Annotated in this window: 18 protein-coding genes; 6 read left to right on the top strand and 12 right to left on the bottom strand. The window is 69.5% G+C overall.

Annotation, left to right across the window (positions count from 1 at the left end; translation table 11 throughout):
- Positions 1 to 36 precede the first annotated feature (36 nt).
- Positions 37 to 921, bottom strand: a complete 885-nt coding sequence (locus HPO96_RS21260) for a ScbA/BarX family gamma-butyrolactone biosynthesis protein (protein ID WP_171675274.1) — start codon at positions 919 to 921, stop codon at positions 37 to 39.
- 121 nt (positions 922 to 1,042) lie between these two features.
- Between HPO96_RS21260 and HPO96_RS21255 the strand changes: the two genes are divergently transcribed.
- The 3 genes from HPO96_RS21255 to HPO96_RS21245 all read left to right on the top strand — a co-directional run bounded on the left by HPO96_RS21255 (position 1,043) and on the right by HPO96_RS21245 (position 3,199).
- Positions 1,043 to 1,621: a ScbR family autoregulator-binding transcription factor gene (locus HPO96_RS21255; RefSeq protein ID WP_171675273.1), complete on the top strand. Its 579-nt coding sequence runs from the start codon at positions 1,043 to 1,045 to the stop codon at positions 1,619 to 1,621.
- Between the two features lie 12 nt (positions 1,622 to 1,633).
- On the top strand, positions 1,634 to 2,386 hold the full coding sequence (locus HPO96_RS21250; protein ID WP_202886256.1) for an SDR family oxidoreductase: 753 nt from the start codon (positions 1,634 to 1,636) through the stop codon (positions 2,384 to 2,386).
- Between the two features lie 141 nt (positions 2,387 to 2,527).
- Positions 2,528 to 3,199, top strand: coding sequence for a winged helix-turn-helix domain-containing protein (locus HPO96_RS21245; RefSeq protein WP_171675272.1), 672 nt, complete (start codon positions 2,528 to 2,530; stop codon positions 3,197 to 3,199).
- A gap of 55 nt (positions 3,200 to 3,254) precedes the next feature.
- Here HPO96_RS21245 and HPO96_RS21240 read toward each other — a convergent pair whose 3' ends face one another.
- On the bottom strand, positions 3,255 to 4,463 hold the full coding sequence (locus HPO96_RS21240; protein ID WP_171675271.1) for an MFS transporter: 1,209 nt from the start codon (positions 4,461 to 4,463) through the stop codon (positions 3,255 to 3,257).
- Positions 4,464 to 4,527: 64 nt separating this feature from the next.
- Between HPO96_RS21240 and HPO96_RS21235 the strand changes: the two genes are divergently transcribed.
- On the top strand, positions 4,528 to 4,941 hold the full coding sequence (locus HPO96_RS21235) for a MerR family transcriptional regulator (protein ID WP_171675270.1): 414 nt from the start codon (positions 4,528 to 4,530) through the stop codon (positions 4,939 to 4,941).
- Here HPO96_RS21235 and HPO96_RS21230 read toward each other — a convergent pair.
- Genes HPO96_RS21230 through HPO96_RS21185 form a run of 10 tightly spaced genes read right to left on the bottom strand, consistent with a single transcriptional unit; the run spans position 4,884 to position 14,332 of the window.
- Positions 4,884 to 5,816: a fumarylacetoacetate (FAA) hydrolase gene (locus HPO96_RS21230; RefSeq protein WP_184999606.1), complete on the bottom strand. Its 933-nt coding sequence runs from the start codon at positions 5,814 to 5,816 to the stop codon at positions 4,884 to 4,886. The genes HPO96_RS21235 and HPO96_RS21230 overlap by 58 nt on opposite strands.
- Positions 5,791 to 7,047: a pyridoxal phosphate-dependent aminotransferase gene (locus tag HPO96_RS21225; protein WP_202886255.1), complete on the bottom strand. Its 1,257-nt coding sequence runs from the start codon at positions 7,045 to 7,047 to the stop codon at positions 5,791 to 5,793. Before HPO96_RS21225 ends, HPO96_RS21230 begins: the two co-directional genes overlap by 26 nt.
- Positions 7,044 to 8,582 (bottom strand): AMP-binding protein, encoded by a 1,539-nt coding sequence (locus HPO96_RS21220; protein ID WP_171675269.1) that lies wholly within the window; start codon positions 8,580 to 8,582, stop codon positions 7,044 to 7,046. The genes HPO96_RS21225 and HPO96_RS21220 overlap by 4 nt, the downstream gene beginning before the upstream one ends.
- Positions 8,579 to 9,688, bottom strand: coding sequence for a Glu/Leu/Phe/Val dehydrogenase dimerization domain-containing protein (locus tag HPO96_RS21215; protein ID WP_171675268.1), 1,110 nt, complete (start codon positions 9,686 to 9,688; stop codon positions 8,579 to 8,581). The genes HPO96_RS21220 and HPO96_RS21215 overlap by 4 nt, the downstream gene beginning before the upstream one ends.
- A gap of 16 nt (positions 9,689 to 9,704) precedes the next feature.
- The gene (locus tag HPO96_RS21210) at positions 9,705 to 10,268 is read right to left on the bottom strand and encodes a glutamine amidotransferase-related protein (protein WP_171675267.1); all 564 of its coding nucleotides are present in this window, start codon (positions 10,266 to 10,268) and stop codon (positions 9,705 to 9,707) included.
- Positions 10,269 to 10,270: 2 nt separating this feature from the next.
- Positions 10,271 to 11,065 (bottom strand): amino acid kinase family protein, encoded by a 795-nt coding sequence (locus HPO96_RS21205; protein WP_171675266.1) that lies wholly within the window; start codon positions 11,063 to 11,065, stop codon positions 10,271 to 10,273.
- Positions 11,062 to 12,117, bottom strand: a complete 1,056-nt coding sequence (gene argC / locus HPO96_RS21200; RefSeq protein WP_171675265.1) for an N-acetyl-gamma-glutamyl-phosphate reductase — start codon at positions 12,115 to 12,117, stop codon at positions 11,062 to 11,064. Before argC ends, HPO96_RS21205 begins: the two co-directional genes overlap by 4 nt.
- Entirely contained in the window at positions 12,114 to 12,971 is an 858-nt protein-coding gene (locus tag HPO96_RS21195; protein WP_171675264.1) for an ATP-grasp domain-containing protein, read from the bottom strand. Before HPO96_RS21195 ends, argC begins: the two co-directional genes overlap by 4 nt.
- Position 12,972: 1 nt before the next feature.
- Positions 12,973 to 13,158 (bottom strand): lysine biosynthesis protein LysW, encoded by a 186-nt coding sequence (locus HPO96_RS21190; protein WP_171675263.1) that lies wholly within the window; start codon positions 13,156 to 13,158, stop codon positions 12,973 to 12,975.
- A gap of 31 nt (positions 13,159 to 13,189) precedes the next feature.
- Positions 13,190 to 14,332, bottom strand: a complete 1,143-nt coding sequence (locus tag HPO96_RS21185) for an isopropylmalate synthase (RefSeq protein ID WP_171675262.1) — start codon at positions 14,330 to 14,332, stop codon at positions 13,190 to 13,192.
- A gap of 235 nt (positions 14,333 to 14,567) precedes the next feature.
- On the opposite strand from HPO96_RS21185, the gene HPO96_RS21180 reads away from it, so the two are divergent.
- Together HPO96_RS21180 and HPO96_RS21175 are read left to right on the top strand one after the other, a co-directional pair.
- The gene (locus HPO96_RS21180) at positions 14,568 to 15,632 is read left to right on the top strand and encodes an acyl-CoA dehydrogenase family protein (RefSeq protein ID WP_171675261.1); all 1,065 of its coding nucleotides are present in this window, start codon (positions 14,568 to 14,570) and stop codon (positions 15,630 to 15,632) included.
- On the top strand, positions 15,629 to 16,825 hold the full coding sequence (locus tag HPO96_RS21175; RefSeq protein WP_171675260.1) for an acyl-CoA dehydrogenase family protein: 1,197 nt from the start codon (positions 15,629 to 15,631) through the stop codon (positions 16,823 to 16,825). Before HPO96_RS21180 ends, HPO96_RS21175 begins: the two co-directional genes overlap by 4 nt.
- Positions 16,826 to 16,869: the final 44 nt, after the last annotated feature.

Raw genomic sequence — 16,869 nt, 5'->3', positions numbered from 1 at the left:
GGCCGTCGCGCGAAATGCGCGACGGCCCGTTGTTTGTCAGGGGTTCAGATCCAGGGGTTCGGTGCTGATGGCGGCGGTGCAGACGGGGTGGCCGGATTGGGTGGCATGGATCTGGACGACGGAGCGGCCTTGGGGGGTTGGGGGGCCGGGTTCGGCGGTGAAGAAACAGGGTTGGTCGAATTCGACGTAGCGGAAGAATTGGGTGTCGAAACCGGTGGTGGTGACCGGGACCGGTAGGCAGGCCTGGGCTGCTTGGGCGGCGGCCTCCAGCAGGACCATGCCGGGGATGTGGTCGTGCGGGTGGTCGAACAGGACGCGGTGGGTGGTGTCGACGCGGAGCTGCCAGGTGTGGGCGTCCTCGGTGGGCGAGAGGACGACGTTGCCGGTGTCGCCGCGGCCGACGAGGGCGGCGGGGACGGCAGCGGGGACGGGGATCGCGCGCTGGAAGGCGTCCTTGGCGTCGGCGTACGGGCCGCGGAGCCGGTTGTAGATGGCGGGTGGGTGCGCGCTGTAGTGGACTTCGGCGCCGCCGGCGTGCAGGTTGCCGATCAGCGCGTCGATCCGGGAGACCAGGTAGGTGGAGCCGAGCCGGCGGCGGGTGACCGATGGATGGCTGACCTGCAGGGTGACGACGTCGGCGTCGCCGACCGCGAGTGCCTTGGCGTTGATCCAGGAGCGGATCCGCTCCCAGCCGAGGCGGTGCCCGAGCGGGATCTCGTGCACGTCGTGACTCAGTAACGCCAGTGCTTGGCGCAGCGTCTCGGTGAAGAGCAGCGGGGTGTAGCGATCCCCCTCGGTGTAGAAACTGTGCTGTTGCGGCCAGCGCACGGTGACCTGCTGGACCAGGTCCGGAAGGGCGCGCCAGTCCAGCACGAGCGCTTCGTCGCTCTTTTCCTTACGGACAAGCGTTTGAATATTCATGACTTTCCCCCCTGTGGGCGACAGGTGTCTCTCGCGTATAAATTAAAGAATGTTGTTCTTTTCGTGAAGCCTGCAATTTGTGATCGCGAGATTTCAGTGAGTGACGGCGAGAGGTGGGTCGATGGCGGGACGAGCGGTGAAACAGGCGCGCGCGGAGCGGACGCGTGCCACGGTGCTGGAGGCGGCGGCCGAGGTGTTCGCCGAGCTGGGGTTCTCCGGGGCCAGCGTGATGAAGATTGCCGACCGGGCCGGGGTGACGCTCGGCGGCGTCTACTTCCACTTCCGGTCCAAGGAGGAGCTGGCCCGGGCGATCGTGGCCGGCCAGCCGGATTTCGTCGTCCCGCCGAAGGCTTCGACCGGCTTGCAGCGGGCCATCGACGTGACGCTGGTCTGGGCCCGCGCCCTCGCGGAGAGCCCGATGCTGCGCGCGGGCGCCCGCCTGGTCTGGGAGCAGGACCGCTTCATGGGCACCGTGGAGAACTCCCACGAGCAGTGGACCGTGATCGTGGCTGCCGATCTGCAGACCGCCCAGGATGAGGGTGAGTTGCGCGCGGATGTCGACGTCCAGGCGGTCGCCCGGCTCGTCGTGAACGCCTGTACGGGCGCGCAGATGCACTCGTACGTCGAGACCGCGCACAAGGATCTGCCCGATCGGGTCGAGGAGATCTGGCGCTGCCTGCTCCCGGCCCTGAAGAACTGAGGGGACCGCCCAGTGGGGAAGCTCGCAACCAGGACGATCATGATCACCGGAGCGTCGAGCGGGATCGGCGCCGCCGCGGCGCGGCATTTCGCCGCCGAGGGCGCGGCCGTCGTACTGCTTGCCCGCCGCAAGGACCGGCTGGACGAGCTCGTCACCGAGATCCGCGCCGCCGGCGGGCAGGCGGTGGCGACCCCGGGTGACGTCGTCGACGCGGACGCCGTCCGTCGCTCCGTTTCGACCGCGGTCGAAACCTTCGGCGGTCTGGACGGCGCGTTCAACAACGCCGGCTGGGGGACCATCGGCCCCCTCGTCCACGAGACGGACGATGCGCTGTTCGAGCAGATCATGGGCGTCAACGTCCGCGGCACCTGGAACTGCCTGCAGCAGCAGTTGCCGGTGCTCGGCGCGGGCGGCTCGATCGTCAACACCTCCAGCACCGCCGGCGCTTTCGCGACCGGCGCCATCTCGCCGTACGTCGCCGCCAAGCACGCGGTGCTCGGGCTGACCCGCGCGGCCGCCGCGGAGTACGGGCCGCGGGGTATCCGGGTGAACGCGCTGGTCGTCGGCACCGTCCGGACGCCGTTGATCGAGGACGCGATTCGCGAGGTGCCGGCCCTCGAACAGGGCTCGGTCGCGCGCCAGATCCAGAAGCGGATGGCCGAGCCGATCGAGATCGCTCGTGCCGCTGCGTGGTTGCTCAGTGACGAAGCGTCGTTCATTACCGGCGGAGCTGTTCCGGTGGACGGCGGCGCGTCGGCAGTTTAGGCCGATCGACGCGCGGTGACCCCCCGAACTCACTTCGTGAGAAAGTTTCGTTGACCTTAAAAAAAAGATCACTATCATTTTAGTGTCCTGGGGGGACGCTGCCAGTTGATGTCTCGTTCCGATGGCATGTGAGGTGGAGCAGTGGCACAGGGGACAGTGCGGGTGCTGGTCGTCGAGGGAGCCTCGGCGGAGATCGAGGCCCGCAGACAGCAGTTGCGCCGGCAGGGGTACGCCGTCAGCAGCGTGGACACCGGAGCCAAGGCGCTGCAGGCGCACCGGACGTCGGATTTCGTCCTGCTCGATCTCGATCTGCCCGATATCGACGGGCTCGAGGTCTGCCGGTCGATCCGGGCGGCCGGCAACAAACCGATCATCTCGGTCTCGACCGGCGCCGAGACCGACCGGGTGCTGGCGCTCAAGGCCGGCGCCGACGACTGCGTGGACGCGCAGTGCGGCTCGCGCGAGATGCTGGCCCGGATCGAGGCGGTGCTGCGCCGCTCGCTGCCGTGCAAACAGCCCGGCCGGATCATCCGGGTCGGCGATCTGAGTATCGACGCCCAGACGCACGAGGCGCGGCTCGGCGATCGGCCGGTCTCGCTGACCGGCAAGGAGTTCGAGCTGTTGCACAAGCTGGCCTCGCATCCCGATGAGCCGGTGTCCCGCAAACAGCTGATGGCCAGCGTCTGGGAGACCAGCTGGGCCGATTCGAGTCGCACGATCGACACCCATGTGCGGAGCCTGCGGGCCAAACTCGGCGCGAGTTCCTGGATCATCACTGTCCGCGGGGTCGGGTACCGCATCGGTCGTGGCTGACAGAGGCCGTGTCCGCCCGCGGGTCGCCCCGGACCGGACACGGCCTCGCCGGCGATCAGGCTGCGTTTGGTCGCCGGGTCGGGAAGCCGTGCTTGCGGGCGCCGATGACGACCAGCAGCACGGGCACCATCAGGGCCAGCACGCCCCACGCGAAGGACTTCGGTCCCAGCTGGGCGAGCAGGATGCCGCCGACGGCGCCGCCGCCGGCCATGAACGAGTTCCAGGTCGTGACCAGCAGCGCCTGCCCGCGGTCACCGCCGGCATCCGTGACGGCGGTCTGCAGCAGCGTGGTGACGCCGCCCCAGCCGAGACCCCACAGGACGACGGCGATGTAGACGACGAGGGCATTCGTCGCCAGCAGTCCGAGGGCGACCGCGGAGATGACGACCAGACCGGCCGAGCCGATCGTGAGCGTGCGCAGCTTGCGGTCGACCAGGGCTCCGGTGAGCACGATGCTGATCACCGAGGCGATGCCGAAGACCAGCAGCACCAGGTCGCGCCGGTTGCCCATCCCGTACTCGTCGAGGAACGTCGAGATGTAGGTGTAGAGGATGTTGTGCGACAGCACCCAGGCCGCGACCGTGAACAGCACGGCGACGACGCCGGGGAGCTTCAGCGCCTGCAGGATCGGCTCGCGCTGGCCGAGCTTCTGACCGGAGGCCGCCGGAACGGAGACGCCGATCCAGCCGAGCAGCAGCACGGAGATCACGGCCACCAGGCCGAAGGTGAGCCGCCAGCCGAACAGGTTGCCGAGGAACGTGCCGACCGGGATACCCAGGGCCAGCGCGAGGGGGACGCCGGCCATGGTCACCGAGATGGCTCGGCCCTGCAGATGCGGCGGGGCCAACCGGCGGGCGTAGCCGACCAGCTCGGCCCAGACGGCCGCGGCCGCGATACCGGCGAGCAGGCGGAAGCCCATCGTCAGGATGTAGCTGGACGACAGCGCGGTGACGACATTCGCGATCGCGAAGACCGAGACCGCGAGCAGCAGCAGCTGCTTACGGCCCCAGGTGGCGGTGGCCACCATCAGCGGGATCGCCGAGACGCCGGTCGCGATGGCGTAGATGGTCAGCGACTGTCCGGCCGCCGACTCGCTGACGCCGAGGCCGCGGGCCATCTCGGGCAGGACGCCGGCCGGCAGCGCCTCGGTCAGGATGCCCATGAAGGCCGCGGTGCTCAGCGCGAGCAGCGGGGACCAGGGGAGTTTGTTACTCGTGGCATCGGGTGGGGTGGGAGTTGGGGTCTCAGTCTGGGAAGCAGCCATGGCAGTATGGTCAAACCTTTTCATCTATGTGAAGGTCAAGGTCAACGGAAGTGAGGTGGGCCACATGAGGATCGGAGCCTTGGCGGAGCGCACCGGGACGTCCCGGCGGCTGTTGCGCTACTACGAGGAGCAGGGCCTGATCGGCTCGCGCCGCAGCGACAACGGCTATCGGGACTACGCCGACAGCTGCGTGGACAAGGTGATCCAGATCCGCGGTCTGCTCGACGCCGGCCTGCCGACCCGGGTGATCCGGGAGGTCCTGCCGTGTCTGGACACTCCGCGGGCCATTCAGATCTCGGCGGCGACGAGCGAGACGATCGAGCTGCTCGAGGCCGAACACGCCCGGATGAGCGAGCGCATCCGGTTCCTCGAGCGCAACCGCACCGCGATCTCGGCGTACCTCACCGCGATTCGGGAGGCTCAGGCAGAGGCAGGCCCCCAGACGCTGAACTCGGCCGAGGCCGCCGTCTCGGCCTGAGCGGCCTGGCGGACGTCGTTGGCCAGGACGACGCCGTGGCTGGCGATGTCGAAGATGATCCGGTCGCCGTCGGCGATCCGGTAGCCGGCGTGCCAGCTGGCCTTGTCCGAGCCGAGCAGCAGGTAGTTGACCAGGCCCGGACGGCGCAGCCCGGCGTAGGAGAACAGGTTGTCGACCATGTCCGGGACGCGCTGGAAGATCGCGTCCGCGCCGGCCGAGAAGTCGCCCTTCCAGGCGACCGCGCCGTCGCGCTCGATGATGATCTGACCGGTCACGGTGGTCGGCGGCTCGCCGAGGAACAGCCACGGCGTCAGCGAGGTGTCGCAGAGTTTCGCGTACGGCGTCCAGCCCCACGGGTTCTGCAGGTGCAGACCGATGTCGTTCAGGTCGTTGCCGAAGGTGTAGCCCGCGTAGTGCGGGTTCCCGTCCGCGTCGTTGACGAAGACCAGCCCGACCTCGGGCTCCTCCAGCAGTTCGACCGCGGTCGACGGCACGCTCAGCGGCCCGCCGTTGGTCTCCAGCCAGGAGCCGAACCCCTTGATCAGCCAGTTCGGGGCCTTGAACTCCTCGTCCGGTGCGGGCGGCGCCGGGAACTTCGAGCGGTGCGTGCCCATGAAGCCGGTGACGAGCGAGTTGTTGGACGCCGGTAGCAGCGGCGGCAGGAACCGCACCTCGGGGTCGTCGGCCGCGACGGTGACGGTCGCGCTCCCCGACGTCAGCGAGTCCAGCAGCGCCTGCGTGCCGCCACCGGCCAGGACGGCGTTCCGCAGCTGGTCCTCGGCAACCGGGAACAGCGTGACCGGGGCGTCGGTCGGCAGGCCGACGCCCGCGTAGCGCTGCCCGCGGTACTCAACTTCGAAGATGACGGTGGACATTGCTCTCCTTGGTTAGCTCGGTGAGAACCTCGGTCAGGCGGTCGACGGCCGCGCTGATCCAGGGCAGGGTGAGGGGGTCCGGCGCGGCCAGCGCGGCGGTGCGTTCGGCGTCGGTCTCGCCGTACAGGCGGCTGGTCGCGGCCCGGATCCGGAGTGCGCGCGGGTCTTCCCCGAAGGCGGTCCCCGGCAGCAGGGCGACGCCGTACCGGTTGCTCAGCAGGTCGGTCAGTTCGTTGCTGCCGGCAACATCGAGCCGTTCGCGGAGCGGCTCGAAGTCGGGGTAGAGGTAGCAAGTGGCCTGCACCGGCGCGAGCTCCGCGCCGGCGGTGCTGAAGACGTCGGCCACCCGGCGGACGACGCGTTCGTGCAGCCGGCGGGCGGCCGCGACGTACCGGACCACCTCCGGTGGTTCCGCCAAGGCGTACGCAGCCGCCGCCTGGACGGGCGCCGCCGTACTCGACCAGATCTGGCTGGCGATGCCGATCAGCCGGGTACGAAGGGCTTCGGTCGGCAGCCGGGCCACGCCCAGTCGCCAACCGCCGACGGCCAGGCTCTTCGTCAGCCCGGTCGTCACGATGGTCCGCTCCGGCGCGTAGTGCGCCGGCGAGACCGCCTGATCGGCCGGGACGAAGGCCAGGTCGCAGTAGATCTCGTCGGAGATGATCACCAGGTCCAGTTCGCGGGCCACCTCAGCGAGCTCACGAACCGTCTCTGGTTTGGCGATCGTCCCGGTCGGGTTGTCCGGCAGCGTCACCACGACGCTGCGCGGGTCACCACCGGCCGCCCGCGCCTGCCGGACGGCCGACCGCAACTCGGCCGGGTCCGGTACGCCGCCCTCGCCGGGCCGCGTTCGGACCGGGATCGACCGCAACCCGCCCAGCGACGCCTGGGCCGCATAGCTCACCCAGGTCGGCACCGGTACGACGACGTCCCCGCCGACCGCCAGCATCAGCGCGAACAGCAGCGGCTTGCTGCCCGGACCGCAGACGACGTCCGCCGGATCGGTCGGCAGGCCGCGGCGACTCCAATAGCCCGCAGCAGCCAGCCGGACGTCGGCCGAGCCGGCGACCGGCCCATAAGCGTTCCGGCCGGACGCCGCGACCAGGTGCTCCCGCAGTTCGGGCAGCACTGGCAACCCGATCTCGCCGGTGGCCAGGAACAAGATCTGCTCCCCGGCCAGCCGTCGCCGTTCGAACTCCGCATCGGCGGCGAGGGTCGCCGACATCATCATGCGTAGAGCTTTCGGAGCTCGACCTTGCGGACCTTGCCGGTCAGCGTCTTCGGCAGGACGTCGACGACCTCCAGCCGTTCGGGGTAGAACCGCGGGTCCTGACCCGACGACCGCAGGTGCGCCTGGATCTCCTGCAGGGTCGGACGGACGCCGTTCGGTGCGACGGTGACCGCCAGGATCGGGTCGTCCGTTTGGCCGCGCGTCCCCACCAGCGCTGCCTCGGTGACCTTCGGGTGCTGGGAGATGACGGCCTCCAGCTCCGCCAGCGGGACGACGATGCCGTCGCGCAGGATCGTGTCCTTCGCGCGCCCGAGGATCCGGATGCCACCCCGGCCGTCCTCCCGAGCGACGTCACCGGTGTCGAACCAGCCGTCCTCGGAGACCTCGGCGTCGAACGCGTCCTGCTGCTTGTAGTACCCCAGCGCCTGCGAGGCGCCGCGAACCCGGAGCCGCCCGACCGGCGCCCGCTTCGACGGGTCGTGACACAGGTCGACCCGGATCTCCATCGAGTCGATCGGCCGGCCGTGGCTGTGCGCGGCCCAGTCCTGGTCGTAGTCGAGCCGGGTGATGGTGATCGGCCCGAACTCCGACATCCCCCAGACCGAGTACGTGCGGGAGCCGAACGTCGTCCGCATCTCGTCGACCAGCCCCTGGAGCACCGGCGCGGCGCCAGTGACCGTGTGCTGCAGGCTTGAGACGTCGTGCGGATCGGCCTGCTGGACCCGGGCAACCCCGCTGAGGGTAGGAGGGGGTCCGTACAGAAGGGTCGCGCGATAGCGCTCCACGAGGTCCAGCAGGCCGGCTTTGTCGGGACCGTCCTGGAAGGCGACCGTCCCGCCGAGCAGAACGCTGGCGAGCACGCCCTGGCCGAAGCCCGAGTAGTGCACCAGCGGTGTGGTGTTCGCGACGACCAGGTCGTCGCTGAGCATGAACGCGTCCACGTAACCCCGGACACCGGAGTGCACAGTGTTCTGGCTGTGGACGACGCCCTTCGAGAATCCCGTCGTGCCGGAGGTGAACAGCACCACGAACGGCTCGTCCGGCCGCAGCTGGCGACCCGCGAGGTCGGCCGTTTCCTCCCAGCGCGTGCCGATGAAGTGGTCGTGGAACTCCGGACTGTCGAGCAGGAACAGCTGCTCGACCCGCAGGTCGGCGACCGCTTCGGCGGCGATCAGCAGCTTTGCCTCGGTCAGCGCGAGCCGGTGGTGCAGCTCATCGCCCTGGCACTCCGGAGCGATCGGGACGATCACCGCTCCGACCGCCATGGTGGCGAACATCAGCGGCACGATCTCCCACCGGTTCGGCGTCTGGACGGCGACCCGGTCCCCGCGCTCGATCCCCAACTGCAGAAGGGCTCCCGCGAACCTGTCGGTCAGCCGCGACAGCTCCGAGTAGTCGAGGGTGTCGGTGTGGGCCTCTTCGAGCCGGCGACCGGCGATGGCCAGTTTGCGGGGCCGCTCCCGGGCCTGCTTACGCAGGTCGTCGAGGAAGGTGTCGTCCCGCCACCAGCCGCGTTGCCGGTACTCCGCCGTCATTGCCCGCGCTCCGCACGTCGGGTGGCGAGCAGCTCGGGCAGCGGGTCGCCCGCGCCGGACCTGGCAATCTCCAACAGGGCCTCGGTGTTCAGCTTGACCCGGTTGCCGATCCAGTCGAAGACCCACGCCTTGCGCGCTTCGGCGGCCAGCTCGAACGGGACCACCCGCGTGACGGCCAGCGCCGCCGAACCCGCGCCGCCGATATTCGCGATCACGCCCGGCACCAGTACGGCGCCGGCCGCGCGGGCCTTCTCCTGAGCCACCGAGGTGGACGCGATGTTGGCGCCCTCGACCACGAGTTCGGCCCGCAGCCGGTGCACGTTGCCGTCGTTCAGGGCTCGCTTCTGCGCGGCGAGAATGAGCAAGTCCGCGTCGACGTCCAGCCAGGCGTCCGGCTCGGACGACTGAGTTACGCCGTCCGGCAGTCGCGTCCGGTCGATCCGGCCGAACTCGTCGGTGATCGCGATCAGGTCGTCGACCGGCAGCCGTTCGGCGCTGATCGTGCCGTCGATATCGGCGACGCCGACGACCACGTGACCGCGCTGCTCCAGGAACTGCCCCACGGCGCGGCCGACCGCGCCGAAGCCCTGGACGACGACGCGCGCCTGCTTGCGGCCGCTCGCCTCCAGCGCGGTGACCGCGGCGACGCCGACCCCGTGGCCGGTGCAGTCGATCAGCGGCTCGTAGTAGGTGCGCCAGTCGATCGGCATATCCGGCGCGCCGAGGCGGTAGCGCGGGTCGTACTTCGCCTCTTCGAAGAAGATCGCCCGGTCGGCCGGCGTCACGCCCATGTCGATACCGAGGTGGATTCCCCCGTGCAGCAAGGGTTTCACGGTCCGGCCGAAGATCTTGAACGTCGTCTCCCGGTCGGTGCCGTCGGAGACGATGCCGGCCTTCGCGCCGCCGATCGGGAGCCCGGCGAGGGTGAACTTGTGGGTCATGTCGCGGGCCAGCCCGGCGACCTCCTCCTCGGTGACGCCGGTGGTCATCCGGGTGCCGCCCATGGCCAGGCCGTTGTAGAGGGAGTCGATGACCACCCAGCCCTTGATCTCGCCGCCGGCGCCGTTCAGGTGCACGGTGAGGGCAGGTTTGTCGTGCTCAGTCATTGCGATGTCCTTCGGGTCAGAGGAAGAGTTGGGCGAAACCGCGGAGGATCTCCCGGCCGTCGTCGCGGAACTCCAGGTGGGCCTGGGATCCGAAGATCCGGCCGTCGTCGGAGCGCAGGAACTCGACCGGCGCGTGGTCGGAGCGGCCGATCGACCGGAAGCCGGCCGGCGCCGCCTGCAGGTAGAGCGTGTGCCGGTGGAACACCGTCACGGTCGGCTTCACGAAGGTGAACAGCGGCTCGCTCTTGTCCACTTCGGCCTCGTGGCCGCCGACCCGCTGCTGTCCCTCGGCCAGCTCGGCGCCCTGGGACACCGCGATGATCTGCATCCCACCGCAGATCCCGAAGACCGGGACGTCCGACGTCATCACCAGATCGATCAACGGCTTGTAGTACTCGGTGTCGTAGGCGCGCACCTTGGTCCCGCTGAGCACGATCGCCTGGTGGCTGCCGTTCAGCTTGGCCGGGACCTCGGTGCTGCTGACCACGTCGGTCGCGGCGCCGAAGTCCTCGAACCGCTTCCGTAGCTGGGGAAGTGACAGCGTCTTGTTGTTCACGACCAGGACTCGGGGTTGCGTCATGATCACTGCTCCTTGTCTCTGGTGATGACCGTGCCGGTCCGGCCGGCCAGCAGATCCGAGACCGGGGCGCTGCCGATGACGACCTCGCGGACGCCGTGCTCGAGCGCCTCACCGGCCGCCCGGAGCTTCTTCCGCATCCCGCCCCGCGCACCGCGATCCCGGAAGGCCGCGGCCGCCTCGGCGTCGATCCGAGCGACCGGCTCGTCGTCGATCAACAGATGCGAGACGTCGGTGACCAGGACCAGATCGTCGGCTCCGACGGCGCCCGCGATGGCGGCGGCTGCGCGATCGGCGTCCGTGTTGACCTCTTGACCGGCCTCGTTGCGGGCCAGCGGGGTGACCAGATAGGCGTGGCCGGCCCGGAGGTTCTTCAGAACCGACGCGTCGACCTTGGTGATCGGGCCGACCAGGTTCTCCAGCTCCACCAACTGCTTGCCCTGCCACCACCAACGCTCGCCTTGACCGGCGTGCACCAGGCCGTCGCTGCCCAGGACGCGCTCGACGGTGATCCCACGATGCTCCAGCCGGGCGATGACGTCGTCCGCCATCACGGTGCTGACGGTCTTGATGTCGTCGAGGACGTCGGGCGTCGTCCAGCGGCTCTGGTTGCCGTAGCGGTCGCGCAGGATCGCGGACGGGTCGCTGTAGCGCGAGCTCAACTCACGCAGCGGCTTGGACCAGCCGTGCACGAGGATCAGCGGGTGATCCGCGGCGTGCACAGCCAGGTCGTTCCACCACTCGCCGGCCAGGTCGTCCAGGCAGCTGCCGCCCAGTTTGACCACGATCGGGCGGCTCATGCGGGCATCACCGGTTGCATCGTCAGACCCGTCTCCTCGGGAAGGGAGAACCGCAGGTTCGCGGCCTGCACGGCCTGGCCGGCGGCGCCCTTGACCAGGTTGTCCAGGGCGGCGAGGGCCACGATCCGGCTGTTCTCCTCGTCGTACAGAACCGTTACGTCGCAGTAGTTCGAGCCGAGCACCGCCTGCGGGTCGGGCACCGGGATCAGCGTCTCGTCGTGCCGACGGACGCGGACGAAATGCTTGCCCTTGTAGAAGCGGGTGTAGGCCCGGTGGAGATCGCGCTGGGTGACCGGCGCATCGGCGTACACGTAGCTGCTCGTCATCAGGCCGCGGACGTGCGCGACGCCGTACGCCGACATCGCGAGCGACCCGATCGTGCCGGGTTTGCTGCGCTCGAAGAAGTCGCGCACCTCACCGGCATGGCGGTGGCCGGTCGGCGAGTACGGCGCGATCGCGCCGTTGCGCAGCGGATGCAGGTCGGTGGTCCGCAGGGACAGGCCACCGCCACTCGATCCGCTCTTGCCGTCGACGACGACCGTCTTGAGGTCCAGGCCCAGCTCGAGGGTGAGCGGCGCCAGGGCCAGCGTCATCGACGTGGCGTAACAGCCGGGCAGCGAGATCAGGTTGGCGTCGGCCAACTGGTCGCCGATCAGCTCGGGTACGCCGTACACGAAGCGGTCGGCCAGCTCGGTGGTCCGCTGCACCTTCGGGTACCAGCGGGCGTGCAGCTCCGGAGTCCGGATGCGGAACGCGCCACTGAGGTCGACGATCGCGGGCACCTTGTCGGCAAGCAGCGCGGCCAGTTGCGCCGAGACCGGCGCCGGCGTGGCCAGGAACAGTACGTCGACCTGGTCGGCGACGGCTTCGGTCACCGGCTGCACCGTCAGCCCGACGTCGAACCGGAGCCCGGGGTGCAGCTGGGGCAGCCGGCGGCCGATGTTCGAGGACCCACCGAGGAACGTCAGCTCGAACTCGGGGTGCTGCGCAATCAGGCGGATCAGGTCGCCGCCGGCCAGCCCGGAGGCGCCGGCGATCCCGGCGCGGATCATGACAGCACCTCCTTCACATAGCCGCCGATCGCCGCCGCGACATTCGCGCCGGTCGCCTCGGCCACACCCCGGAAACCGGGAGCGTGGTTGACCTCGTTGACGACGAACCCGTCCTTGGTCCGGAACAGGTCGATGCCGTAGATGCCGGGACCGAGCACGTTCAGCACGTTGTCGACGACCTTCACGACCTCGGGGTCGTGCGCGGCGGCCTGGCTGGTGTTGCCGAGCGCCGCGTTGTTCCGCCAGTCGCCACCGGCGCTGGTGAACTCGGCGGCGCCGATCAGCTCGGAGCCGATCACCAGGCAGCGCACGGACGCGCCGCCGGCGAGGAACGGCTCGACCAAGCAGGCCTGCTCGAAGGCATGGCCGAGATCCTCGACGTAGTCGTAGACCGAGTTGGCCAGATCGGAGTCCCGGATCAGGGTGACCCGCTTGCCCATCCCGCCGTACACGGGTTTGAGCACGACCGGCAGCTCGAACTCCGTCAGCGCCTTGGCGAAGTCGGCCCGCGACACCACGAGCCGGAAGTCGGGGACCGGCACCCCGGCCGCCCGCAGGGCAGTCCGGAGTACGGCCTTGTTCTCACACAGGTTGATCGCACGGGCGGTGTTGATCACCTGGGCGCCGGCCTCCTCGGCCAGCGTGGCGATCAGGCCGCCCCGGGTGTAACTACGGCTGCGTAGCAGGACGGCGTCGTACGCCGCCAGCGCGGGCGCGTCCGGATGACCCAGGCCCAACGACTCGTCGTTGATCCAGGTGATCGACAACCCGAGGCCGGGCGCGGCCTCGATCAGCCGGCGCTCCTCCCAGGCGATCCGGTCCGCGACGATCGCGACGGAGATCGGAGCAGCCATCTCACTGACCCCAGTCGCGGAGCTGCACCTCGACCATGGACAGCTGCAGCTGACCGGCCTCGACACCCTCGACGCGCAGCGTCAGCATGCACTCGGGGCAGGCGAAGGTTTCACCGGTGACAACCGGCGGAACGGTCAGGTCGGTCTCGCACTCGGGGCAGATACCGGAAACAGTGGCGGTGGACACAATGAACTCCAAGAGAATTTGAGGGGTAATTTCAGCGGGCCTGGAAATCGATGGCGGCTTTGCGAATTCCGTCCCGATCCAGGAGTTTGCGGCCGTTTTCTTCCTGCCGGGTGATCAGCCACGGGGTAAAAGCGTCGACATCGACGGTGATGCCGGAATCCAGCAGCGCCCAGCGCACCAGGGCCGGGGTCAGCCGGGTCCGGACGAGCAGCTCGCGGGAGTTGCCGACCAGCTCCGCGGGCACGGTCTCGTAGGCCTCGGGGTTGGTCAGCTGGCCGGGCAGCTCGTAGGCGAACGCGTTCGGCGACGTCGGGCCGGACTGGAACGCCGTGCCGAGGCCGGCGCCCTCGAGCGCGACCCGGGACAGCTCGGTCAGGTGCGAGAGGTCGAACCGGGTGTCGCCGTACGCGATCCGCAGCGCCATCAGCAGCTCGGCCAGCGGCGCGTTCCCGCCGCGCTCGCCGATCCCGCCGACGGTCGCCGAGATCCACTTCGCGCCGGCCCGGACCGCGGCGAGCGAGTTCGCCACGGCCATCCCGAGCATGTTGTGGGAGTGGATCTCGATCTCCGAGCCGTCGATCTCGGTCAGGCTCGCGATCTGGTCCTGCATCTGCCAGGGCGTCAGGTAGGCAACGGTTTCGGCGACCCGGAACCGGTCGGCGCCGACCTCGAAACCGGCCGTCACGTACGGGACCAGGCGTTCCTTCGGCGTCCGCGCGCCGTCCTCGCCGCTGAACGTGACGTGGAAGCCGCGGTCCTTGGCCTGGGTGATCGCGGACTTGGCCAGCGTCTGCAGGAACTTCGCGCTCGGCGATCCGAGTTTGAGCTGCGCGTGCTGCTCGGACGTCGGGATCGAGTACATGATGTGCTGGACGCCGAGGCGCTCGGCCTCGTCGAGGGCGGTCGCGACCTGCTGGCGATCGCGGACCACGACGAGCGACATACTGCGCTCCGGCGTGATCGCCTCGTGGGTGGCCAGGATCAGGTCGGCGTCCTTGCTGTTCGGTCCGGAGATCATCCCGACCTCGACCAGTTCGATCCCGGTCTTCACCAGCAGATCGGCGATCACGGCGGCATGCCGGGGGCCGAACTCGACCCCGGCCATATGGGCCGAGTCGCGCAGCGTGGCATCGGACAACCGGGGCGGCGTCCCCGGACTTTCGGCGGTGGTCATGGCGATTTTCGCTCCCTCTGATGGTGGGCGGCAGGTGAGCCGTCAACAACCTTGAAGTCGGCCCGGTAGGCCGCACAAGCGACTTCGTGTCAGGGATTGTGAACGCGTGTGCGGCCCTTTGAAGGGGCGTGTCGATTCATGCCGAGGCGTGGCTTTGTGTGTGCCCGGTGTATTTATCTCCGGCCGCCGCTCTACCGTTCCGGAATCGGTTTTTCTCCGACTGAAGGGAATGCTGATGTATTCGACGGAACGGGTCCGCTATCTGGCCCGGAATCTGGCTCGCGGCACGGCCGCCGACCGCGATCGGCGACGCGAGTGGGACGAACCGCTCTTCAAGGCGCTGACCGTCCCGGACACGTTCGGCGGTGAACTGACCGCCGTGCAGACGTGCGGGTTGCTGGCCGCCTTGGCCGAGGGATCGCACGACCCCGGGCTCGCGCTGGCGGTGACGACGTCCGCCGTCCTGACCAAGCATCCGCTGCGGACTTTCGGGACGCCTGCCCAGCGAGAGCGCTACCTGCAGGACGAATCGCTTGGCGGGCTGTCGTTGCAGCAGACCCGCGGGATGGCCGCCACGGTGTCGGTCCGCGCGGACGACGCGGGCTGGCGGCTCTCCGGCGCCCTCGATTTGGTTGCCCTCGGCCCCAAAGCGCGGTACTTCCTGGTGCTCGGCGAGCACGACGACGGATCGCGGACGGCGTTCGTCCTGGATGCGGATACGCCAGGGCTGCGGCTCGAAGAGATCGAGCCGGCCGCGTTGCGCACCTGTCCTTGGGGTCGAGTGACCCTGGTCGACTGCCAGGTGTCGTCGGATGCGGTGCTCGGCACCGTGGGTGGCGCGGCCGGTGAGGTCGAGCCGTTGCTCACCGCGCTGGACTGGGTCTTCACCAGCGCGCCCTGGCTCGGAGTCTTGCGAGCGTTGGCCGAGGAGGCACTGGAGACGGTCCGGACTCGTGAGGTGTTCGGAGCGCCGCTCGCGCATTCGCAGGCCGCTCGGTTCGCGCTGGCCGACATTGCCATCCAGAACGAGCTGGCCGCCGGCCTGCTCGACCACGCGGCCGCGCAGTTCGACGGCGCGGCGCTGCCGTCGCATCAGGACGCCGCGTCGGCCCGGCTGTTCTTCGGATCCGCCGTCCGGGCAGTCATCGACAGCGCCGCGCAGCTGGCTGGGCCGGGCGGGTCGGAGTTGCTCGAGCGAGCGCATCGCGACTCGCTCTTCTTCACTTCGTCAGGTGGTGGCGCGGAGGTGTTGCGACCGGTCATCGCCGGCGCACTGCTCGGGCTCGGAGGGCTCAAATGACCACGACCTTCGCGGGGATCGCGTCCCGTGCCACGCAGACCGACGCCACCGCCTCGGTGCCGGTCGAGAACTGGCAGGAACTCAAGGAGTCCGGGTACTTCGGGCTGTTCCATCCCGAGCACCTCGGGGGCAGCGGCGCGGATGCCGCGACCCAGGTGCAGGCGATGGAAGCACTCGGCCGGGCCTGCTCGGGGACGTACTGGACGGCGACCGTCTCCGCGCTGCTCTGCGGCAATCTGATCGCGACGTACGGCGATGAGCGGCATCACCACCTGGTCCGGGCGCTGGCGACGGGGGAGAAGCTGGCGGCGTTCGCGATCGTCGAGACGGCGGCCGGGAGCGACGCGTCGACGTACCAGACGCTGGTCCGGCGTACTGGCGGCGGTTACACGATCACCGGGGAGAAGTCCCGGATCACGAACGCGCCGCGGGCCGATATCGCGGTCACGCTGGCTCGGCGCGAGCGGGCTGCCGGGGACGACGGGCCGGAGTGGTGTCTGGCGTTCGTGGAGCTCGATCAGCCGGGGGTTCGCCGGTACGAGATCCCGCACATGGGGCTGCGGGCGATGCCGTGGGGCGGGATCGTCTATACGGACGCCCACGTCGACGAGGCGAATGTGATCCCGGTGCCCTTCACCGAGCTGGCCGAGGGGATGACCTGGGGCTGGCTGCTGGTCTCGATCGCGGCGGTGGCGACGGCCGAGTCGGCGCTGGCGGCGTCCGTCCGGCATGCGTCCGAGCGGGTCTCCTTCGGGCGGCCGCTGGCACATATGGAGGGGGTGCACGCACAGCTGGCCGACTCGCGGGCGCAGATCGACGCGGCGCGGGTGCTGGCGCTGCGAGCCGCGACCGAGCGGGTCGCGGGGAACTCGGCGAAGGACCTGATCGGGATGCTGAAGGTCTACGCGACCGAGATGGCGGTCGAGGTGACGCAGCGCGCCGTCCAGATTCACGGCGCGTTCGGCGTCACGGAGGGGCACGAGGTCGAGCGGCACTATCGGGACGCGCAGATGAACGTCGTCGGCGCGTTCGCGACCAACCGGCTCCGGGAGCAGCTGGCCGAGAACCTCGGACTCGGGCCGGCCGTCTACCGCCCGTTCGACTGGCTGACGCCGAGTGCCGCGCCGGAGTCGCCCCCAAAAGCGACGATCACCACGACCCCGTCGTGGTGGATCCCGTACGCCGGCTACTGAGAAAGCTGGTCGGAATCGAGACTTGAGGTTGACACTGTGACAAG

The organism is Kribbella sandramycini (genome assembly GCF_013131805.1).
Taxonomy (GTDB): Bacteria; Actinomycetota; Actinomycetes; order Propionibacteriales; family Kribbellaceae; genus Kribbella; species Kribbella sandramycini.
This window is presented reverse-complemented; position numbering and strand designations above follow the sequence as displayed.